19 protein-coding genes and 2 pseudogenes are annotated in these 22799 nt (G+C 41.9%); 12 read left to right on the forward strand and 9 right to left on the reverse strand.

Annotated features, from left to right (window positions below; all coding sequences use genetic code 11):
* A partial coding sequence (locus tag H6G97_RS24465; protein WP_190943228.1) for a helix-turn-helix domain-containing protein occupies positions 1-358 on the reverse strand: 358 nt, incomplete at its 3' end.
* Between the two features lie 245 nt (positions 359-603).
* Here H6G97_RS24465 and H6G97_RS24470 point away from each other — a divergent pair.
* Both H6G97_RS24470 and H6G97_RS24475 read left to right on the forward strand, forming a co-directional pair.
* Complete coding sequence (locus H6G97_RS24470) at positions 604-1713, forward strand: S-(hydroxymethyl)glutathione dehydrogenase/class III alcohol dehydrogenase (RefSeq protein WP_190943229.1); 1110 nt, start codon at positions 604-606, stop codon at positions 1711-1713.
* A gap of 266 nt (positions 1714-1979) precedes the next feature.
* Entirely contained in the window at positions 1980-2438 is a 459-nt protein-coding gene (locus H6G97_RS24475) for a DUF29 domain-containing protein (protein ID WP_190943230.1), read from the forward strand.
* Between the two features lie 37 nt (positions 2439-2475).
* Here the strand turns inward: H6G97_RS24475 and H6G97_RS24480 are convergent, their stop codons facing one another.
* The 5 genes and pseudogenes from H6G97_RS24480 to H6G97_RS24500 all read right to left on the reverse strand — a co-directional run bounded on the left by H6G97_RS24480 (position 2476) and on the right by H6G97_RS24500 (position 11272).
* The gene (locus tag H6G97_RS24480; protein ID WP_190943231.1) at positions 2476-4155 is read right to left on the reverse strand and encodes a hybrid sensor histidine kinase/response regulator; all 1680 of its coding nucleotides are present in this window, start codon (positions 4153-4155) and stop codon (positions 2476-2478) included.
* A gap of 455 nt (positions 4156-4610) precedes the next feature.
* Complete coding sequence (locus tag H6G97_RS24485) at positions 4611-6530, reverse strand: GTPase family protein (RefSeq protein ID WP_190943232.1); 1920 nt, start codon at positions 6528-6530, stop codon at positions 4611-4613.
* 138 nt (positions 6531-6668) lie between these two features.
* Positions 6669-8756, reverse strand: a pseudogene (locus H6G97_RS24490) (glycoside hydrolase family 65 protein); the annotation flags it as partial.
* A 379-nt stretch (positions 8757-9135) separates the two neighbouring features.
* Positions 9136-10707: pseudogene (locus tag H6G97_RS24495) on the reverse strand (sucrose synthase); the annotation flags it as partial.
* Positions 10708-10888: 181 nt separating this feature from the next.
* On the reverse strand, positions 10889-11272 hold the full coding sequence (locus H6G97_RS24500) for a protein tyrosine phosphatase family protein (RefSeq protein ID WP_190943234.1): 384 nt from the start codon (positions 11270-11272) through the stop codon (positions 10889-10891).
* A gap of 509 nt (positions 11273-11781) precedes the next feature.
* Here H6G97_RS24500 and H6G97_RS24505 point away from each other — a divergent pair.
* On the forward strand, positions 11782-12033 hold the full coding sequence (locus H6G97_RS24505; RefSeq protein WP_190943260.1) for a hypothetical protein: 252 nt from the start codon (positions 11782-11784) through the stop codon (positions 12031-12033).
* 325 nt (positions 12034-12358) lie between these two features.
* Here the strand turns inward: H6G97_RS24505 and H6G97_RS24510 are convergent, their stop codons facing one another.
* Positions 12359-12592: a DUF4327 family protein gene (locus H6G97_RS24510; RefSeq protein ID WP_190943235.1), complete on the reverse strand. Its 234-nt coding sequence runs from the start codon at positions 12590-12592 to the stop codon at positions 12359-12361.
* A gap of 493 nt (positions 12593-13085) precedes the next feature.
* Between H6G97_RS24510 and H6G97_RS24515 the strand changes: the two genes are divergently transcribed.
* A complete protein-coding gene (locus H6G97_RS24515; protein WP_190943236.1) occupies positions 13086-14318 on the forward strand; it encodes a cysteine desulfurase-like protein in 1233 nt (410 codons plus the stop codon).
* Between the two features lie 46 nt (positions 14319-14364).
* On the opposite strand, the gene H6G97_RS24520 is transcribed toward H6G97_RS24515, so the two are convergent.
* Positions 14365-15630, reverse strand: a complete 1266-nt coding sequence (locus tag H6G97_RS24520; protein WP_190943237.1) for a molybdopterin molybdotransferase MoeA — start codon at positions 15628-15630, stop codon at positions 14365-14367.
* A gap of 75 nt (positions 15631-15705) precedes the next feature.
* Positions 15706-16338, reverse strand: a complete 633-nt coding sequence (locus H6G97_RS24525) for a hypothetical protein (RefSeq protein ID WP_190943238.1) — start codon at positions 16336-16338, stop codon at positions 15706-15708.
* Positions 16339-16781: 443 nt separating this feature from the next.
* Here H6G97_RS24525 and H6G97_RS24530 point away from each other — a divergent pair, with 443 nt between their 5' ends.
* From H6G97_RS24530 to H6G97_RS24565, 8 genes are all read left to right on the forward strand, one after another.
* On the forward strand, positions 16782-17339 hold the full coding sequence (locus tag H6G97_RS24530) for an RDD family protein (protein WP_190943239.1): 558 nt from the start codon (positions 16782-16784) through the stop codon (positions 17337-17339).
* 43 nt (positions 17340-17382) lie between these two features.
* The gene (rpmG, locus tag H6G97_RS24535) at positions 17383-17577 is read left to right on the forward strand and encodes a 50S ribosomal protein L33 (protein WP_094351774.1); all 195 of its coding nucleotides are present in this window, start codon (positions 17383-17385) and stop codon (positions 17575-17577) included.
* 2 nt (positions 17578-17579) lie between these two features.
* Entirely contained in the window at positions 17580-17795 is a 216-nt protein-coding gene (gene rpsR / locus H6G97_RS24540) for a 30S ribosomal protein S18 (RefSeq protein WP_012411240.1), read from the forward strand.
* 147 nt (positions 17796-17942) lie between these two features.
* Complete coding sequence (locus H6G97_RS24545; RefSeq protein ID WP_190943240.1) at positions 17943-20003, forward strand: RNB domain-containing ribonuclease; 2061 nt, start codon at positions 17943-17945, stop codon at positions 20001-20003.
* A 117-nt stretch (positions 20004-20120) separates the two neighbouring features.
* Positions 20121-20405, forward strand: coding sequence for a type II toxin-antitoxin system ParD family antitoxin (locus tag H6G97_RS24550; protein ID WP_190943241.1), 285 nt, complete (start codon positions 20121-20123; stop codon positions 20403-20405).
* Positions 20405-20710, forward strand: a complete 306-nt coding sequence (locus H6G97_RS24555; RefSeq protein ID WP_190943242.1) for a type II toxin-antitoxin system RelE/ParE family toxin — start codon at positions 20405-20407, stop codon at positions 20708-20710. The genes H6G97_RS24550 and H6G97_RS24555 overlap by 1 nt, the downstream gene beginning before the upstream one ends.
* Before the next feature lie 39 nt (positions 20711-20749).
* Complete coding sequence (locus H6G97_RS24560) at positions 20750-21592, forward strand: beta/alpha barrel domain-containing protein (RefSeq protein ID WP_190943243.1); 843 nt, start codon at positions 20750-20752, stop codon at positions 21590-21592.
* A gap of 88 nt (positions 21593-21680) precedes the next feature.
* Positions 21681-22769 carry a hypothetical protein gene (locus tag H6G97_RS24565; protein WP_190943244.1) on the forward strand — a complete coding sequence of 363 codons (1089 nt, stop codon included), beginning with the start codon at positions 21681-21683 and terminating at the stop codon, positions 22767-22769.
* Positions 22770-22799: the final 30 nt, after the last annotated feature.

The raw sequence follows: 22799 nt of genomic DNA on the forward strand, positions 1-22799 counted from the left end.
TTCTTCCCATTGTCGCTCTGCTGACTAAAACACCCGTTCGTTCCTCTAATCGAGAACACAACTCAACCAAAATTGCATCGTTGTCTTCTTCCAGTAAGGTGATAACTATTGCCATCTGCTCACTACTTAGCTTACTTGTATTACCTCCACCATGAGCCTTTGGCTCAACTGTCGCGTTGCTTCGATATCGCTTTAGTAGCTTCTGGATAAAAGTTAAACTGACGCTAAATCTTATTGCCAGTTTTCGTTGGGAGCCTTCTTGATTATTATATGTGTCAATTACTTTTTGGCGGAGGTCAATGGAGTATGCTTTCATACCAGATGCACTTTGCTGTTGACTTTGTTCATCCTCCCACATTTTGTATTTCACTCAAGCGAGAACCGCTATAAATACTGATGAAGTAATACAAAAGTTTATCATGTGTTCAATATTTATGAGGGGACTGGGAAGTAAAGAACGGAATAGGTTGCAGAGCAAAGATTATTCCCTATAATCTGTCACCTGTCGTCTCTATCCTAATCCCAATGCCCCATATCCTTAAAAGCACTCTCCGATATAAACTCAAATAAGCCCATTTACAAAACTATACAGGAGCGCTGACATTGCAAGTTAAAGCAGCAGTAGCTTACAGCGCAGGTAAGCCGTTGATGATTGAAACCGTTCAACTGTCGGGGCCACAAGCCGGCGAAGTGTTAGTTGAGGTTAAAGCAAGCGGGGTTTGTCATACCGATGCCTTTACCCTATCTGGTGACGATCCTGAAGGTTTATTTCCAGCTATTTTGGGACATGAAGGTGCTGGTGTGGTAGTGGAAGTAGGTGCTGGTGTCACCAGTCTCAAACCAGGAGATCATGTGATTCCTCTCTACACTCCCGAATGTCGCCAGTGCGAATATTGTCTAAGTTTCAAAACTAATCTTTGTCAAGCCATTCGCTTAACTCAAGGACGCGGTGTCATGCCCGATGGCACTAGTCGCTTCAGTATTGATGGGCAAATGATTCATCATTATATGGGTACATCCACTTTTGCCAACTATACGGTGCTGCCAGAAATCGCCTTGGCAAAAATTCGGGAAGACGCCCCCTTTGATAAGGTTTGTTACATTGGCTGTGGTGTGACTACTGGTGTTGGTGCAGTCATCAATACTGCCAAGGTGGAACCTGGCGCAAATGTCGTGGTTTTCGGCTTGGGTGGTATTGGTTTAAATGTCATCCAAGGGGCGCGGATGGTAGGGGCAAATATGATTGTCGGGGTGGATATTAATCCCAGCAAACGCGCCTTGGCGGAAAAGTTTGGTATGACGCACTTTGTCAATCCCCAGGAAGTAGAGGGTGATTTAGTTCCCTATCTGGTTGATTTAACAAAAGGCGGTGCTGATTACAGTTTTGAATGTATCGGTAATGTCAAAGTTATGCGTCAAGCATTAGAATGCTGCCATAAAGGTTGGGGTGTCAGCGTGATTATTGGTGTTGCTGGTGCTGGGCAGGAAATCAGCACTCGTCCTTTTCAATTAGTAACTGGGCGCGTTTGGAAAGGTTCAGCATTCGGTGGCGCTAGAGGACGTACAGATGTGCCGAAAATTGTTGATTGGTATATGCAAGGTAAGATCAATATTGATGATTTAATTACCCATGTAATGCCCATTGAGAAAATTAATGATGCTTTTGAATTGATGCACAAAGGTGAATCAATTCGGAGTGTGGTGACTTTCTAATTCGTAATTCGTAATTCGTGCCTGATGCTTATGCAAATAGTCCTGTTTCAGATAATATTGAAATTTCTATCTGATATCATGTTCGACTTAATACTTATGTCATTGCGAGCGTAGCGCAGCAATCCCAAACCTTTGCGATTGCTTCATTCCACTTCGTTGCATTCGCAATGACATATTATAAGTGATTTGCCGAACATGATATAAAACATAATTATGAATTTTGAAATTGTATACACACTACAAATCTGAAAAACGGCAAAAAGCGGATGCAAAAATCGTATGAAGCAGACTTTTACAGTTGGACTCAAGAACAGGCTAACCTTCTGCGTCATCACCAATGGAACAAGCTTGACCTGCCCAATTTAATTGAGGAAATTGAATCTTTGGGAAGAAAGGAACGCCAAGAATTGAGAAATCGTCTTAGTATATTAATTGGACATTTCCTCAAATGGGAATATCAACCAAATCAACGCAGTCGGAGTTGGTTAGCAACAATTAGAGTACAACGACGGGAAATTATCAAGTCGTTGAGCGAGAATCCTAATCTGAAACCTTACCTTGAAGAAGCACTCCAGGAATCTTATGAAAATGGTAGGGATTTAGCATCAGGAGAAACAAATTTGCCACTCTCAACTTTTCCCCAGCAATTTTTATACCCTTTTGAGGAAATTTTGAGCGATCGCTTTTATCCGGGTGGGTCTGCCACAGATGATTTAATGGATTGACTTTTCCCCGGTTAAAAGACCCAAGTCGCAAAATTCCTTAACTTGATAGTACTCCATCAAAATATCGATCAATTTCTGCTGTCAGTATTTCAAAGTCTACAGGCTTGGTTAAGTGGCATTTGAAACCAGCCTGAAGCGCAAGCTGCCGATCCTCCTGGCTACCGTAGCCAGTAAGCGCAATCAGAATTGAACGATTAAATTTGGAGTCTTTACTTAGTTCCTGTGCAACGGCAAATCCATCCATTTCGGGAAGCCCGATGTCACAAATAATCACATGAGGTTCCAACTTCCTTGCAAGTTCTACCCCTAAAATTCCATTATTGGCAATGGAAACCTCATGCCCAAAATGCTCAAGTACTGCTTGTAATGTTATGGCTGAATCGTCGTTATCTTCGATGACTAAAATCTTCAACGATTTTTTAGCCGCTTCCATAATTTCCGGGTCGTTATCCCAAGCTGTAATCTCTTCACATACAGGAAGAGTAACTTTGAATTCTGCTCCCAAATTAATCCCTCTACTTGAGGCTTCAACATTTCCACCATGAAGTTCCACAAGACTTTTTACTACCGAGAGTCCCAAACCTAGCCCGCCTCTGGAACGATCTAAACTGCGATCAGCTTGGGTGAACGGCTCGAATAGTTCTGGTAATATTGTCGGCTCTATACCTATGCCTGAGTCTCTTACAGATAAGACCGCTACACTGCCTGAGCCATTTTCACCTGGAATAAAGGAGAGATCCACCCAGATTGTCCCATCTGGCTTGGAAAACTTTAAGGCGTTATCAAGAAGGTTCCCAAAGATTTGGAAGAATCGCGTCGGGTCAACATAAGCCCACAGAGGCGTGTTTGGTAGGTTTTGTACTACGTTAAGGTTCGATCTCTTGATTGCTTGTGCATGGTCATTGAGACTTTGGCGAACCAATTCCACCAGATTAACCTTCTCAACGTTTAATGAAATCTTCCCATAAGTGATGGATGATACGTCAAGTAACTCATCGATCAATTTCGAGAGGTGCTTAATCTGGTGTTGCATCATTAAAACTGTTTGTCCGACTGCACCAGTCTCGCCCACCTTCAACTTGAGAAGCTGAACGCCGTTGGAAATAGGGGCAACGGGATTTCTCAACTCGTGAGCTAGCATCGCAATAAATTTGTCTTTCAGGGCGTTTTGGTTCGTCAGTTTCTGGAAAAGTTGAACGTTTGCGATCGCAACTGCTGTAGTGTCGGTCAAAATCTCAAGTAGTCCGATCTCTTCTGGTGTGGCTTGGTGTAGTGTACTCCAGTAAGCTCCGATCGCACCCAGTGGATCAGCAATCCGTATGGGAACCATCACTAAACTCTTGACAAAAGTAACTTTATAAGCTTCAAGCGGAATTCGCGTATCCTGGTAAATGTCTTCAATCACGGCTGCTTGTTTATTCAGCATTGCCCAACCGGAGATGCAAGACCTAAGCGGAAAACGCATACCTTTCCAAAGTGGGCCAATGGCGTTTTCATCGACATAGTGGCAACATTCACCATCCCGCAGTACAAAAGTTACTCCATCAGCATTCGTGAGATCGCGAGCAGCTAAACGCACAATCTCAATAATTTCTTCTATAGTCCGCACAGAAGCCAAATCCTTCACGACCGAAAGTAGCCTGTTGTAAGACGAAATGTTATAGCTCTGATGTAAAGTTTCTTCTGGAAAGATGGATGTTTGTAATATATTTGTCATAAAAGACTCCGAGCAAAAGGGATGTCTGTATAGAAACTCAGGTAAAGCGGGTAGGTTTCAGCAGACACCTACTCTTAATCGTAATCTTAACTTTGATATTGAGACTACAATCTCTTAACGCATTTTTTACTCCTTTATTTTAAGTGTATAAATATTTTGAAATTACTGAGTAAGTATTCAGTATTGCGCCTAGGGAAAAATTTTATACTATTTTCAAAAATCTATGCAAGATAATGAATCATCTGTAGGAGCGTATGGGTGTCAGCTTAAGCTAAAACTCCTTTAAACCTCGTTTCTAGCCTCTGGCTGGAATGCTGCTCCTGGCGGCTCTGCCGTCACTCAAGAGGTGGAACCTCAACGACGGGCATTCTTAGTCAGGAGACTGGGAACGAGATAAACCTTGATGAAAATTGTCCCAGTTCTCAGTCCCCAGTCCCCAATTCAAGGCAGACAAATTATTTGGTGATCGCTAAATAATACTCAAATCGCTCCCGGAGTTGTTCAACTGTCAAATTTTGAGTCCAGTACTCCACTAGGGCGTGACCAAATGCCCAGGCGTTGCGGTCGGGTGAAGCGGAGTTTTCTAGCAGTAGTGGCCAGAGCGATCGCAATTCAAAGTTGAGCGGGTTAGGGTTAGCTGTATTTAAGAGCGAGAAAAGCTCATATCCCATTTGCAGTTTGCCAATCACAACCGGCAACTGTTCTACGGGAATTTGCTCTGCCAGCATATATGCTAGGGCTGGAGATCCGGTTGAGAACGTAGAAATAAACTGGAGGACAGGACTTTTGAGCAATGATGTTAGTCCCTGTGTTGTCGCCATTTGGAAGGTGTAGTGGTCGATGATTTTGGCGGCGGCGACGGTGCGAGCTTCTAGATTACGCAAAAAACGGGCGAGACGGAGTTGCTTAGTAGGGGCGATTGCATCGACTAATCCCAACGATAGCGCCTCCACTCCCCAAGCAATTCGATTTGTTTTGCTATCACTTGTAACCACGGGTAAAACTAGATTACAAAAGTTTCCCAGCAGTTTGGCACGATACTCAGTAGCTTCACGAATGGCAATTTCCTTGGGACGATCGCCCCATTCCCAATTATAAGGAGGTTGCCATTCGCGGATGGGACGCAGACGATCTACTTGAGTAACGATTGCAATCGCAGGTAAATCTGTAACTTCTGCTTTGATGTCTTGCAAAAAGTCCACATCCATTTGCAGGGCAGGATCGAGGGCAGGGGTGACTAACAGCAGTAAATCTGCGTCAATGGCATAATCAAGCACCAAATTTCGAAGATCGGCACGGTTTACTTGTTCATAACCAGGTGTATCCAAAAGCGTTAGGGTTTCCCCACCTTCAGTCTGCCATTGATAATTTTGAATGCGATCAGTACTGGGTAAAACATCAACGGCTGCGAGATCCGCCTGAAATAGCGTGTTAATCAGGCTACTTTTCCCCGATCCTGTGCGCCCCACCAGGAGAATATTTACGGGTTTTTGCTCAACCGCCTCGGCTGGTTCAGCTTGAGTCAAGATGTCTCGGAGTGTTTGGGTTTTTGCCTGGGGTAGAGTTGGTGTAGAGACTACGGTTGCGGCAACTGGTAATGTGCTACGTCCGTAGAGAGCGATCGCCTGCTGACATAAGTTTCTCAGGGCAGCTTCTCGAAATAACTGGCTTAAATTTCCCAACAATTGCTGAGTTGCTTGGTTACTAAAACCCTGACTGACTTGTTTTGCCACCGCCGCCACCGGATTTAAAACCCACTGTGCCCAGTTCCAAACACGCCAGAATTTCCGAGCCGATGGCTCCAACTTCCGGTAGACTTCGTATCCTTGGTATGCTTGTCCAACCGTTACCTGATTGAGGATTGGAGATAACTTTTGCATCCACTGATCCATATCATCCACTGTTCCGCGAATCAGCCCGTAAGCCTGGGGAACGTAGATATTCAGCAGGGGATATTGAATTTGCGGATTGTAGATATGAGCGATCGCTACAACTAAATCCTGGCATCGCATCCAAAAAGTTTGCCAATCTTCCCAAATGGGGCGATCGCTTTGTGCTGCTTGGAGAATTTCTTGGAGTGCGTTTTCTGCAAGCTTTGTGGCATCACTTCCCACTGGTAGCTCTACTGCATCTTCTGCCGTCGATTCCAGTTCTTCGCGGACTTGAGCTAATACAGCCTCAACTTGGTTAACAGCTGGTTGAGTCCATTTGACCAATAGCCAACGCCAACCCACGAATAGAAGGGTGAACACACCCCAAATCCAACTAATGCCCCACGCATGAATTTGCAAACCGGCGGATACCAGTAAGAAAATAATGATAAACGCGATCGGGATTGCTAAAACGACCCACTGCCAAGGTTTTAATCGCACCATTGCCCCATACCTGCTTTGGTTATACTTCTTATATTCTTATTGTCAATCTAATAGTTCTTTGATGAATGGTAGATTGCTCGACTGGGAAAATTGGAGATATTCTAGTTGACGAGTTGTGTCTTGGGCGACTTGTCTTCCACGCAGATCGAAGTCGTGCCATTTCCCACGCCAGTGCAGTTTAAACTTCAGGCGCGTCCAGCCAGGGGGTAGGTGGGAGTTGGCTACGGGGCCATTTTCGGTTAGTTGAATGCCGCCGAATCCAAAAATTACAGCTTGCCAAATGCCACCTGCACTAGCGCCATGAATTCCATCGTTGGTGTTACCTTGGTTATCTTCAAGATCAACCATTAACGCTTGCATAAACAGTTCGTAAGCTTCGGTTGATTTGCCCAAGTCTGAAGCTAATATGGCATGAACTGCTGCCCCAAAAGACGAACCATAAGTAATATCGGTGCGGGGTGCGTAGTAATCCCAGTTAGCCTGCGATACTTTTTTGTTGTAGGCAAAATCTGCTGATTGCCGCATTAAATAGAGGAGCATTAATATATCTGGCTGCTGGATTATTTGATATTTGTTGATTTGAGCAACGCCCAAGATGGCTTGCATGGAGAGATCGCGCCCTTCATAGTCTGCTAAATTAATATCTTCCGATTGAAAAAATCCCTCGAACTGCTCGATTAGTTCTGTTGATGAGTCATAAAGAAGCAATATTTTAGCGATGATATTTTCTAGATGCCATTGCGCCATCCGGTTTGTCAAGGCGTTGTTGTGGACGAATTGATGGTATTTATCCGCTCCCATCACTCCCCGAATTTCATACTTTTCGCGTTCAGGATTGAATTCCACCCGGCTACCCCAAAAGATCGCCGTATCCAAAACAATCTCTGCGCCGTATTTTTGCATCCAATTATCATCACCAGTGGCTTGCCAATAGTTCCAAACGGCGTAGGGAATATCTGCGTTGATATGAATTTCGCGATCGCAGCACAAAATCCGCACATCTTCATTATAAAAATCACTACCAATAGCCCAACGTGGTGTGACATCATCTCCGGTATCAGCACTTTCCCAGGCAAACATTGCCCCTTTATAGCCGTAATAGGCTGCCTTGCGTCTAGCTCCTGGTAAAGTGTGCCAACGGTAACTGAGTAAGTTACAAGCGATCGCGGGTTGGGTAAACAGAAACAGAGGCTGCATAAAAATTTCTGTATCCCATAAGATATGACCGCGATCACCAAACCCAGAAAGGGTTTTAGCAGGAATGCTCACTCTGTCATCATGGCGTGGGGCAGCAATCAGCAGCTGAAACAGATTGTAGCGAACAGCAAAAGCAGCGGTGCTATCCCCCTCAATGAGAATGTCACTTTGCTGCCAAACCTCCTCCCATGCCTGCTCATTGGCTTTTAGTAATGTTACGTAGTCTGGCAGGTACGCGAGTTTTTCTTGAGTGGCTGTGATTGGTGTTTCAATCTCCCGTGAGGTAAAAACTGTGACAATTTTTTCTACCGTTACGGTCTGTCGTGCTTTACCCACGAAGGTCGTGTTCAAAGTCGGATAACCAGGTGCAGTATTAACTTGCAGAGATGCTTCAGTGCCAGATATTATCACCTTAGCTCCCATACAGACTTCAATTCGGGAACTGCGGGTGCGGCGTTGCAACCAGATTTCTTGGTCAGTCTTGCCCTGTTCTAGCTCTTCCCAGTGATTGAAACCCTGATTTTCTGGATAGCCGTTGATACTAGCTTGAACTTCGATTAACCCATCAAAATCTACTGGTGTTAAATGGCAGCGTAGCGCCAATACGTGCGGATCTGCAAGACTAGCAAAGCGTTCAAAACTGATATCTATACTATTCCCACTGGGAGAGCGCCAACGTAAGGCACGCATCAGTAGCCCTTGGCGTAAATCAAGCTGGCGATCATAGCGCAATATCTCACCTTGATCGAGACGGAAGCGATCGCCATTCACAATTACTACCAAAGGTAGCCAGTCAGGGCAATTTACTAGTTCAGTGTACACCACCGGCACATCATCGTAGACACCGTGGATAAAAGTAGCTGGTAGCGCATGAGGATAACCTTCTTCAAAACTGCCCCTTGTTCCCAGGTAGCCATTGCCAATTGTAAAGACCGTTTCTTTGGAGTGCAATTGCTCAGGGTCAAACTGAGTTTCGATTAATATCCAGTCTGTGTAGATAAAATGGCGAGAACGAGCTTTTTTTTGCATAAATTAAGATTAGGATTGGGAATTTTGAGCTAGATGAATGAGTCTTTGAACTCCGTTAATCAGTCTTTGAGGTGGATGAACGAGTATCAAAGGTGGATGAACGAGTATCAAAGGTGGATGAATGAGTATCTGAGGTGGATGAATGAGTATCTGAGGTGGATGAACAGAGTTCTAACTTTCTCCAGTACCGAGTCCCCAGCCCTCAATCCCCGATCCCTAATCCCCTTAAATGTTTTTTTAAAATCTTTTCTACTCTGGGCTTATAAATGAGATGAAATAAGGTTTCAATGTACTGATCTCTGACTTCGTTATTTTCAGGAACAAGAAAATTCCAAAAACTAAACATTTTAGCAAGCAGTAGTAATTTATTGCTATGATTTTCATTTACTCCCGGCGGCACGAAGTTGAATTTAGGACTAAACAAATCAATCCCATCAACCAGATGATATAAATGCGGTATTGTAAACCACTTGTACGATTCGTATTGACCTATGGTGTCGGGTGTGCCAATAATTTCTTGATAGGATGATGTAATAATTAAATCGGCTGCATTCATGCTAATCAAATCTGCGGTGAATTGTGCCGAGAAGTTATATTGTGCTTCTAAATCTTGCCAAGATAAATTACTAAATATATATTTAGGATTTCCCAAAGAATGGGCAATGTTGCACTGGGTAACTTTCATCCAACCAGATAGGAGAAAAGCTACTAAATTGCTATCGCTGTAATTGCCAATAAATAGATTAGGCTTGCCTTGAAGATGAGCTAGTAATTCTCTTTCTGCATCTATAGAGAATTGTTCTAAATAGGGCCAAATATCAAATTTAGAAATCCAATTATTAGTAATTTCTGGATTGAATTCACCAAAAGGAACGCGTAATATCCAAGCATTTTCAGTATCTTGGACTTTTTCTAAGGGTAGGTTAGAAAATGTCCCTTCACAGTTAGGGATTAATCGAGTCAGAATAATCACATGGGGTTTAATGCCTAACTGGTCGAGTCCAGCAAGTTTAATTTGTTCTCGCAGTTCCTTTTCTAAGCTACGAGCTTGTTCGAGAACGTAGATAACTTGACCGAGTGTTTCATCTCTTCCTAAAACATCTTGCTGTCCCACCCAGCCGTGGATGGAAATAAGGACGACGCGAAAAATGGTAGGGACGCGGGCTAGAAATGTTTCTAAAATGCCAGCTTCTGGAGAATAAATAAGTCGGTCGAGGAGTTCTAGAGTTTCGGAAATTCGCGCCGCAGTGTTACCCCAACCCGGTTCAAAGCCGAGTTCTTGGAGATTAAAGTGAAATTTTTCATAAGGTTCATGAGGCGATCGCTGACTCAAAAATTTGAGCGCTAGCTTAATTTGTTTGGCTAACTGAATACCGGAGGGAATGCGATCGCTCAACAACAGGCGAATACCGTTACATTGCAACCCACGTAATGCTTGAAATAACATTTCTACCCAATATTTGGGTTCAGCCAACATTTGATTGCACAAGTAACGGTTGAGGAAGGCTAAACCTTGACCTATATTTCTCGCATCGTCGATTCTGGGAGAACTTTTATAAAAAGGATGAAAGTTAATTTCGAAAATATGGGGTTGGTAGCAGTTGACAAGGCGATCGCTCACATCTAATAGCGCTTGAGGTGTCATCTGCTCAAAGCTGCTTAAGTCGGCTGTCAGTTTCCAAACTTCTTGGCTAGCAATCTTAGCCCGAATCACCAACCAAGTACTTTCCTCTTCAATAATTATTTCGTGAATGTACTGTATCAGTTTGCCAACAGAAGAAGAGTAGTAAAAATAGGCTGGCTTTTGGGATTGATGACAGTAATCGGCAAAAGCTTGCAAAATCTCATTTTTCAGGAAGTAACGCTTATCTAAACTACTCAACGCATAAATAAACTGATGTAGAAAAGTTTTTTCATCACCATTGAAGACAGCTTGAAGTAGTTCATACATGACGAATTTCAGAGATTTAGCTATAGCACTTCTGGGTTAAGTCCCATAAAGAGCTAATCCCCAGATCCTTCCTTACTAGTGGTTCGCCAAGTGAACTTGGCGGGGTAAAGGGTAAGGGGTAACAGGGAAAGGGTTTAAATCCCTTACCCTTTCCCCTTTTCCCTTTCCTCTAAGTTAATAACTATATCAAACTTAAGCTAACAATTTTTTCCAGTGCTTTTTCAAACGTTATGCCCTGTTTGATGGCGATATATAACAATGCTATTGCTGCCGAACGAATTGAATTATCGCAATGTATCAGAATTGGTTTTGGTAATTCGCTAATGGTCTCATATATCTGGAGCGTAGGTGGATGATTAATGTCTTCAGGTTTAATTGGAAAGTTAAGGTAGCACAATCCCAAAAGCTCAATTTTCTCCTGTTCGTCAGCTAGCAAGCCTGTTTCGTCGGGCAAACGTAGATTAAGTACAGACTTGTAACCCTCATCAGCTATTTGTTGTAGCTGACACAGTGTAATTTGTCCTGCGATCGCTAACTTATCATTAATCTTCCTAACAATATTCATTAGCTGAGTTTACCCCATTCATTTTGCCAAAGTTACCCACACCTTAAATTTAAGAAAACAATTTGAGAAACTTGTGAGGGATTGGGGAACTAGTGCTCCCCTCTGAGAATAAGGGGTAATGGCAATACTTCTTGGGTTTTGGGAAAAGGTTAAAAGGGAAGGGTTAAAGATTTTTTCTTTCCCTTTCCCCCTTTTCCCTTTAACCGAGAAGTATTGGGGGTAATGGAGACTCGGCAATTTGTAATAATTGTTAACTTTTGCTTACTGGTAATTTTTTTCTATACCTTACTTACCTGTGCGGAAACCACTATAAATAAGAAACCATTTATTACTTAGCTAGTTATGTATAAAATTTACAATACCATTAAGTGTTCTAACTTTCCTCACAAGTTCCTCATATTTAAAGACTATATTCAAAATATAGACAGCTAGTTTTAAATATCTACGGGCTTCTCAAGTAGTTTCCCTGATTTGCGTTCACACTTTTATTAACAGGATTTGAGAAAAATATGAATTACTGTCCTTGCTGTTCAAGTTTGCTTTTAGAACATATACGTGGTGCAGAGACTTACTGGTTTTGTCGCCACTGTTGGCAAGAAATGCCTGTTTATAAGTGGAACCAATCTAATTCATTCGCCGATGCTGTTTTGGGTAAACCACCTAGAAAAGCTCAAAAAGAAAAACGTAGGAGTACTACTGTTTATGTAAGCCAATGGCAATCCATTACCGAATGGATAGGGCTAGAAGAGTTATCTACCTAATGCCAATTGGCTGGCATAGGTTAGTATAATTATTTTTCCCTAATTTTCAGTAATAAATAGAATTGAGGAGTCAGAATATAAAATAGATTCTGTACGACTGGCGGATAGCGCAGTGATAGCAAGTCCGCCTACTCCGGCAAAGAAGCAAGCTACGCAAAGCGTCTCATAAAGAGCGTCTTGATTCTGACTCCTGAATTCTGATTTCTTCAATGCTTACTTTAATAATCTCTTGTTGATAACCCCCGAATTAATTCGAGGGTTTTTAATGGTGAAAAATTAATTTTTAATTTTGATTTTATTGGCATACTGCTAATGAGCTTTCGGTTCAAATGCAGCCTAAATCATCTTCCCACAATTCGTTGTTCAGTAGATCGATAATTCTATCTCTGAGTAGAAATTCGCTTTTTTCTAACTCAAGCTCAAAAGTAACCCAGTCACGAGGAGGAATATATTTACAGAGGGTATAAATTTGCTGTTGACGGTTAACAAGTCCTTTTTTAACCAGTTTAAGTGCTTCTTTCTTGATAACCTCAATCTCGTATTTAACTGTAGTGTTCATAGTTTGTTCCTTCTTTCCAATCAAGGAATTCATAATCAAAACAATAATTGCTTTGACTCTACCTTAAACTTATCAAAAAAAATGGCGTAAATTGTGAAGAATCAAGACATTAACCCTTGCTGGAAGTTAGATATGTCAGTAAGATACTCTTCAGCCCCCGATTATACCCCATCTAGATAGATTCATGCACAACAAGAAAGCTACCACGGCGAGCTTTCAGGAGGAAGGAGCAGGAAGACAGTTATTGCAGAAGTAACCTACACTTGGCTGTGGACGGACGCTCTCGCTTTGTATCGCACGGTACTTTCTGCTCGATACAATTGTTTTTATACTAGTGGACAATAAATAACCGACAACTAGAGTTTCTGCTAATACTTCTTTCCTTCAGCAATCACTGCTTTTTTGTAAACAGTAAAAGAGGATGTAGATGCTCTCTGGGCGAGTTGCCAAAAGGTAAGCTAGGGTAAATAACATTTTTTTAAGGACTAATACTATGTTTCTTAATCTTGAAAAAGTTCGTCAATATTTTCCCGCTCTAGCTGGTGAATGGACTTTTTTTGATAATGCTGGTGGGTCACAGACTTTACAAAAAGTAGTAGATAGAATTAGCGAATTTCTCTTGAGTTCTGATGTTCAGCTAGGAGCTTCTTATGGGGTTTCTCAGCTTGCAGGAGAACGATTAGCTTTAGCAACTAGGGGAATGGCTACTTTCATTAACGCCAATTCTTATAAAGAAGTAGTCATGGGCCCATCTACTACAATGATGTTGAAAGTTCTCTCTATTTGTCTGGGTCAAACTTTCACACCTGGCGATGAGATTATTGTTACCAATTGTGACCATGAGGCTAATATTGGTGCTTGGGTCGCTCTTGAAAAACAAGGAATGAAGGTTAAAGTGTGGCAAATTCGCTCAGACACCTTGGAACTTAATTTAGAAGATTTAGAAGCATTGATGAGTAAGCGTACCAAACTAGTAGCCTTGACTCATGCTTCTAATGTTCTGGGAACCATCAACCCGATCAAAGAAATTGCTGCATTTGTCCACGATCGCAACGCAATGATTTGTGTAGATGGTGTAGCTTATGCACCCCACAGATTAGTTGATGTGCAAGATTTAGATGTTGATTTCTATGCTTTGAGTTGTTATAAAGTCTATGGCCCACACCATGCCTTACTTTATGGAAAAGAAGAACATCTATTAAGATTGCCTGGTCTTAACCATTATTTTATTGAACAGACAGATATACCTTATAAATTTCAGTTAGGAAATGTCAATTTTGAATTAAGTTATGGAATGTTAGGTTTATGCGATTATTTAAGTGAATTAGCACAACTGCACTACGGAAATCAAACTGCACCTGATTTGAGAAGTCAAATGGTACAGACATTTGATTTAATTAGCAGACATGAAGAACATATTAGCGATCGCCTGCTAAATTACCTCAATAGCAAGTCTAATGTCCGAGTAATTGGTCAATCAAAGGCTGACCGCCAATCCCGTGTGCCAACTATATCTTTTGTCGTAGATGGAATAAATAGCTCAACCATTCCGGCAAAAGTTGACCAACATTATATAGGAATTCGCTACGGTGACTTTTATGCTAAACGGCTGATCGATTACCTGGGGTTAGCCTCCCAAGGTGGAATAGTTCGGGTGAGTATTGTGCATTACAACACCCTTGAGGAAGTTAATAGCTTGATTGACGCTTTTGAACAAATATTTTAAGATTGGGGATTGAAGATTGGGAAAATTCTTACCTCATCCTCAGTCACTAATCCTTATTAAGCTGCAAAACTTGCACATCTTCTTGTGGCGAAATTAATGTTTTACCCACCGGTAAAACAGCTAAGGCATTGGTTTGAGCTAGATTAATTAAATTGCCGGAACTGTGACTCCCACCAGCTTTGTGAAATTCATAAACACCATCAATTAAATGTAGCTTACCCCAAAGGTAAGTTTCACGCTTGCCATCCGATCGCAATTCATCATGCGATCGCACTTTCAAAAATACTGTTTCCCAACCTTCAGCAATTCCCGAAAGTTTCTTGATTGCTGGTAGCACAAATCGCCAAAATGTCACCAATACAGCAGCAGGGTTCCCTGGTAAACCAAAATAAAGTGCTGAGTGGGGAGAGGCGCGATTAATCGCGTCTGTATTGGGGAAGGTGGCGACGGTAAGGGGTTTTCCTGGCCTCATCTCCACAGCCTGAATGTGGATTTTTGCCTTTAGTGACTCTAGAATTTTGTCAACATAATCATAATCTCCCACTGAGACACCACCAGAAGAGAGAACGATATCAGCGATCGCAATGGCGTGGGCAATGGCTTTTTCCAGAGCAACTGGATCATCTTTCACAATACCTAAAATTAACGGTTCTGCGCCACTTTGTCTCACCAAAGCTGCCAGCGCATACTGGTTAGAGTCCACAATTTGCCCTGGTTGCAATGGTTGATCAATTGTCATCAACTCATCACCAGTGGAAAAAATTGCCACCCGTGGACGGCGGTAAACACTTAATTGCGGACACTGTGCTGCTGCCAATACAGCAATTTCTGAGGCATTTAACTTAATTCCTGCTGGTAGTAATTGTGTTCCAGCTTGATAAAAAGATGCTTTGTATCTGACGAATCCTTGTGGTTTTGGCGTATCCAAGATAAATACGCGGTTTTCCTGGCGGCGTGTCTTCTCTTGCATGACTACAGTATCCGCACCTGTTGGGATCACCGCACCCGTGAAAATCCGCGCTGCTTGTCCTGGTTGAATTGTAGACTTAGGTTGATACCCAGCCGGAATATCTTCAACGATTTCTAAAACAGTTGGTTTTTCAGTGCTAGAGTGCTGTACATCTTCGTAACGAACTGCGTAACCATCCATTGCCGAATTATCCCAATGGGGAAAATCTAGCGGACTGGTTACAGCCGTTGCCAAAATGCGACTATCTGCTGTGAATAAATCTACAATTTCTGTATCTCGTTGATGAGCCAACGGTTGCACTAAATTTAAAATAATTGCTTCTGCATCGCTGACTGATAACATAGCGATCGCTCCCGACTTTTCTTTTATGCTTGTAAAGTAACACTGATGACTCAATCAACAGAGCAGATACAGTAATTACGAATTTCGCAAAGCGGTACTAGCTTTTTTTTGCTTGAGAGTAAATCCCAAACTAGACAATGTTAGTAAACCTATAATGATGCTTCCTTCGGAGACTTTGGATACCTGAACCGAATTGTTGCTTAAATCTAGTATTTGCTTTGTGCCTGCGGCATTTCTACTGTTAAAACCAAATTCTTTAGTTAGAACCTCATCACTAAAACCTTCATTTATGAGTGCGAGATTATTATTAAGCCATGTGTCGCCAGGAAGCTCATCATCCTTGCCAACATCAAAGGGGCCAAAAATTTGCTCTTTAGTGCTATCAAAGTTGAATCTCAAATAACTGTAGTTAGATACACCACTAAGTACTGGAGTGAAACTATTTATGAGATTACTCAAGGGATCAAAGAAGGAAATTGTGAGAGATTGTAAGTTCTTCGTAGCTCCCAAACCTGCTTCAGAAATGACATTTGCAGCAGTTGTTGTATCGTAGTTAAATGAACCTTGAGCTGAATAACCTGTGTCTCCTTTCCAGTTAAAGTTAAACTCAGCAGCATGAGCTATACCATGATCGGTTATGGCGATCGCTAACACTAAGCCAGTAGTCGCCACCAGACTAATAACTGTTTTAGTAAACAGATGTGTCATAGGTACAACTTCCAAATTAATTAAAATTAAGTTTCTACAACAATACAATACATCTGTAAGTAAGTAGGCGAGAATAAATCAAAATAAGTTAAGTAATGTAAAAAATCTGGAGATAATTTATTAGTGAGCGGCTCCAGCCCTTATCGCTTAATCCTATTCTTGACCCGCATTTATCACAAGCTCCTTTGCGTTTGATGATAAGTAATAAGTAATGGGTAATAAGTAAAATTTTTAACTTATAACTCATAACTCCTTACTCATTACTCCTTCATTCGAGGTGTGGTGAGAAATCCGGGTTGAGTCGTACAGTTGGCAGTTGCACAAATTTCTATTAGCTGGTTCTTGTTTATTTGCAGCGCAGCAAATAGCTAAGTCATCACCTTAATATTAAAAACAGGAGCGATCGTTATTTCCCAACCCCTAAATAAAAATACCTGTTTTGTATGACTATCGAACGACTTCCTCAAAAACACTATCCCAAGGCTGAAATTGGGCGGCGAGGCATGGCATTGGGGCTTGATTTCCTTGGTGTCTGGTTAGTCAGTTCCCTACTGGGAAGCGGCGATATCGGGATTCAATTTGTGCAAATCCTAGTTTTTGTCATATTTTGGCTAATTTTACGGGTGCTGGTGGTATACAACAATCAAGGGCAAAGTTTGGGGCGTTGGGCATTCGATTTAAAGGTGTTGGAAGTCGAAGACGGAGAAGTAATAGGCAGAATTCCAGATTTGCTCTCACTGGTGAAGCGAGAGGCGATTATCGGCTTGGGTGCCCTTTTAGTGTCAATTGCCCTGAGCAATATTAGAGCCAATCCCACTGCTATACTGCTAGTATTTCCCCTAGCTATTGATTGTGGAACTGCTTTCTCTGATACCCAGATGCGGCAGGCTTTACACGATCGCTATTGTGGAACTTTTATCGTTTCGTCGCGTCGTGGCTACTCGCTCGACATAAAAATCAAAAGATTAGTTGATAATATGCGGCGGAATGTGAGAAGATAGTCATTTGTGTTAATTCTCTTCAGGCTTCACTGTTTGTAAGATTATGGCTAAGAGTAAAGGTGCCCGCATTATTATCACACTAGAGTGTACTGAGTGCCGGACAAATTCAGATAAGCGTTCTGCTGGTGTTAACCGTTATACCAGTACCAAGAATCGCCGCAACACCACCAACAGGCTAGAACTGAAAAAGTTCTGCACCCACTGCAATAAACATACTGTTCACAAGGAAATTAAGTAGAGATGAGTTATTTCCGTCGTCGCCTTTCTCCGATCAAGCCAGGAGAACCAATCGATTATAAAGATGTTGATTTACTGCGTAAGTTTGTCACCGAGCGGGGTAAAATACTGCCACGTCGGATTACAGGGCTAACATCTCAGCAACAGCGAGAGTTGACATTAGCAATTAAGCGTTCGCGGATTGTGGCTTTGTTGCCATTTATCAATGCGGAAGGCTAAAAAGAGGAGAGACGCGATTAATCGCGTCTGTACAGGAGAGACGTGATTAATCGCGTCTGTACAGGAGTTAAGAATCAAAACTCCTAACTCCTAACTCCTAACTTCAAACTATTTAAACTGTTCACCAAAAATTAAAGTGCGAGAGTTGTGGAGAAGGGGACGCTAGTTGAATTTAGGGTTCAAGGCGATCGCCGTCTGGGCATCGTAGAACGTCCAGATGGTAAAACCCGCTGGTTTGTGGTAGACGAACGTGGTCAATCCCACAGCCTCGCGCCTAAACAAATAACCTATACAGTTACTGGACAGACTTATAAGACCTCCGAAATTGCCAGCTTTTTGGAGCAGATCAAGCCTTATTTAGACCCATCCAGCTTGGAAGTAGCTTGGGAATTACTGGTTGAAGATGGGGAAACAGTCACTCCAGACCAAATGGCAAATCTGCTATTTTCGGAATCAACCGCGCCTCCTTGTTATGCCGCCTATTGCTTGTTATCAGACGATAAACTCTATTTCAAGCAAAAAGGAGACGCTTACGAGCCGAGAACTGCTGCTCAAGTGGCAGAACGCAAGCACCAACTAGAAGTAGAGGCACTAAAAGCTAAGGGACAGCAGGAATTTTTAACTCGTGTAGAGCAAGCACTCAAAGGTGAAGCAGTAGAGTGGGGACGTCACGATCGGCAACGCCTAGAAGGACTGGAAAAATACGCAGCGCTGCTTGCTGACACGGTACGGACGGGAGTTAATTATGACTCCTTGGCTCGCGCTTATCCGCCAAGCGCTCCCGTATTAGAAACAATGACCATGTTGGGGCGGCCTACAACACCCCAAGGAGCCTTTCAACTGTTGGTGGATTTGGGTTACTGGAGTCCTTATGAAAACCTGTTCCTGCGGCGTTCTTCAATTCCGATTCAATTTCCTCATAAGGTATTAGAAGTGGCGCAACAGCGTTTGGATTTCCCGCCGATTGACTCAGATACAAACCGCCTGGATCTGACTCACCTGAAGGTCTACACCATTGACGATGAAACTACCACAGAGATCGACGATGGTTTGAGTTGGGAAGTACTCCCCGATGGGCGGGAACGAGTGTGGGCGCATATCGCCGATCCCACTCGATGGTTAGTGCCGGAAGATGAATTAGATTTGGAAGCCAGAAAGCGGGGTAGTACAGTATATTTACCTACAGGGATGATTCCCATGTTTCCAGAAGTATTGGCAACTGGGCCAATGAGTCTGATACAGGGAAAAGTTTGTTACGCCCTCAGTTTCGGGGTCATTTTAGGTACAAGTGGGGTAGTAGAAGATTACAGTATTCATACCAGCTTGATTAAGCCGACTTATCGCCTCACCTACGAAGATGTAGATGAAATGTTGCAATTACGGGTACAAGCAGAACCAGAAATTGCAGCGATCGCCAGTTGGTCACAACGGCGGAAAGCTTGGCGTTACGCTCAAGGGGCAATTAGCATCACTATGCCGGAAGCGATGATCAAAGTCAAAGGTGATGAGATCAACATTGACATTTTGGACGATTCCCCATCGCGGCAAGTGGTGGCAGAAATGATGATTCTTGCCGGTGAAGTTGCGGCTCGTTATGGTAAGGCTCATAACATACCTTTGCCCTTTCGTGGTCAGCCACAACCGGAATTACCCCCAGAAGAAGAGTTACTTCAACTTCCGGCTGGTTTCGTTCGCGCTTGCGCCATGCGTCGTTGTATGCCCAAAAGTGAGATGAGCATTACTCCTTTGCGTCATGCTGGTTTGGGTTTGGATACTTACACCCAAGCAACCTCTCCCATCCGCCGCTACAGTGACTTGCTTACACATTTTCAACTTAAAGCCCATTTGCGGGGTGAAGTTCTGCCATTTTCCGCAGAACAACTTAAAGAAGTGATGATGAATGTCACCAGCATCACCCAAGAGTTGACGATGGTGGAACGGCAAACTAATAGATATTATGCTCTAGAGTATTTACGCCGTCACCCAGAGGAAACTTGGGATGTGACAGTGTTGATGTGGCTGCGGGAAGACAGCAACTTAGCGCTAATTTTGTTAGAAGATTTGGGCTTGCAATTACCAATGGTTTTCAAACGTTCTGTGAACCTGGGCGAACAGATAGTGGTAAAAGTTAGCCACGCCGATCCACAAAAAGATATGATTCAGTTTCAGGAAATAATTTATCAAGAAGCACAAACAGCGGCGAATTAACTAATTTGTCATTTGTCATTAGTAATAATCGTCTGGTATTATCAATTACAAATTATTTTAGCCTTGCTCCAATTGCTTTTAGTTACTATATAAAGTAAATGGAATGAGGTAATAGTTGTGAATGTATCTTTGACCCCAGAATTGGAGCAGTTAGTTAAGGATAAGGTTAATAGTGGTCGATACCACTCAGTGAGTGAGGTGATGGGTGAAGCATTGAGATTGCTAGATGAACGCGATCGCTCTCAAGAACAACGTCTAGCAGAATTGAAAGCTAAAATCCAAGAAGGTCTTGAAGCCTCAGAACGTGGTGAAGTAGTTGATGGTGAAGAGGTATTTGCAGAAATTGAAGAAGATATCCGACGTGCTGAAGCTCAAATGCAACAAGCAGAGGCCGCTAAATAATGAGTCGGTATGTTTTAACAATCCCAGCCAAGCAAGACCTCAAAGAGATTAATCGCTATATTATGCGCTACAATCCTGATGTAGCTCGAAGACTCAATGAAAAAATTAAACAGCAGTGTAAACTGTTGGCTGATTTTCCTAATATGGGGCAAAGTTTCAATAATTTTGCCAGTGATTTACGAAGTTTTCCAGTAGAAGATTACTTAATATTTTATCGTCCCGTTGATGGCGGTGTGGAAGTTGTACGTATTGTTAGTGGTTATCGGGATTTAGAAACAGTTTTTTTAAGTGAGGATATTCCCTAATATTATATTAGATGTGAGCGATCGCTATCTCTAGCCAGTATGTCAAAAAATCATCATAAAGTAATTATTTTTGATACTACCATGCGTGAAGGAGAATTAATGCCTGGTGTAAAGATGAATTTGCAACAAAAAATCGCTATTTCCCAATTACTCGAAGAAATGGGAATAGATATTATTGAAGTTGGTTATCCAGCAAGTTCTCAAAAAGATTTTGATGAAGTTCTTCATATTTCTAAAATAATTAAAAATTCTACTATTTGTGGGCTAGCTAGTTCTAATCCCAATGAAATAATCACTCTGGCTGAAGCAATTAAACCAGCAATCAGAGGTAGAATTCACACTTATACTCCGATAAATCTTAAAAATCAATCTAAATTAAGCAAACAAGAAGTATTAGCAACAATCAAAGATAGTGTTTCTCTAGCACGCAACTACTGTGATGATGTAGAATGGAGTGCTTTTGACGCTCCCAGAAGTGAGCCAGATTTTTTGTGTAAATCTATTGAAACTGCAATCAATAGTGGTGCTACTACTGTTAGTATTCCTGATAGCTTAGGTTTGGCTTCACCAGAAGAGTTTTCGCAACTTCTGCAAATGATTTTTAATCGAGTACTAAATATTGATCAAGCTGTCGTTTCAGCCCACTGTCATGATGATTTAGGTATGGCAGTAGATAATTCACTCATTGCTTTAAGTTGTGGCGTGAGGCAAATCGAATGTGCAATTAATGGTTTGGGTGCAAGGAAAGGTAATGCAGATTTCAGTAAGGTTGTGATGGAGGTTTTAAAACAGGGGAATTATCAACTTGAGATTAACACTTCGTTAATTAGTAAAGCAGCAGAGTTAATTTTTCAAATAACTGGGATTGGAAAAGCAAAATAGCTAATATAAGTAGACATAAAGAAACATAAGTATAATTTCGAAGAAAAATTAGAAAAAAGAGGATAGCATATTAGTTTTCAGAAACAGTATGCAAGAGCAAGATTTTTATCGCGCTGATCCTATAGCTCGTTGGTTAATTGACAAATGCAAATTAGCACCTGTCAGTTTAGGAATACTATTGATCGTCATTACATCTGGTTTTTATTTGATTGCTGCTACAGTAACTAAGACGTTGATATTGCATGAAAAACACTTAGGATTGCTACAGGATTGGTTTGCCTGGGTGTGGATCTGCTTACTCAACCCAGTGATCTTTGGCTACTACCTGTGGTCATTTAAGGCAATTTATCGGTTAATTGAGTACCTGGAAAAATCAGATATTGTTGAGACTTCAGAAGCAGAAATTAACTTGGTATTATTACCCTATCAAAAGTCGTGGCGACAGTTTTTAGCGTTAGGAACAGCGATCGCTTTTGGAATCTGGTATTTCTCCGTACAGCAAGATGTTTACAATTGGACAGGATCTGATGGAGGAATTCCTGCTCTGACGGGTGCAATTAACGCTGTTGCAATATTTTACGCAGCAACTATATTGGTGTTGAACCTAACAACTAATGTTTGGTTACTGCATGAACTTTTAGGTAAGGATAATAAGCAACTTAAAATTAATCCACTCCATCCCGATCGCTGTGGCGGGTTGAGTCCGTTGAGCCGATATTCACTGAATACAGCTTACCTAGCGGCTATATTTGGTACGATGATAACGCTGAGTAAGTATCAATTTATTAGTCAAGGAATAGCGCAGGAGTACTGGTATTTTAATTTCGTAATTGTACTTTATATTCCCATATCGTTAGTAGGCTTTTTTGGCCCTCTCCTTACCGCCCGCAAAGGCATGAAAAAAGCTAAAGAAGAATTACTAAGCGAAATTGCAAAGCAGTTTCAAATAGATTACAAGCGTATTCACACAAGCTTGAGTAGCGATGGAAGAACTTTGAAGAAAGAAGCTGTTAAACTTCAAGAGTTACGTTCTATCTACACATTGACTAATGAATTTCCTGTGTGGCCCTTTGATGTTACAACCTTCCGTCAATACTTGCTTTCTGTAGTTACACCACTTCTCCCCCTGCTAATCAAGTTAGGAGAGTACTATTTTAAGCGCATGGTTGTAAAGTAATTTCAATTTACATATTACGATTTTCATTTC

This window comes from Nostoc flagelliforme FACHB-838 (assembly GCF_014698065.1).
Classification (GTDB): domain Bacteria; phylum Cyanobacteriota; class Cyanobacteriia; order Cyanobacteriales; family Nostocaceae; genus Nostoc; species Nostoc flagelliforme_B.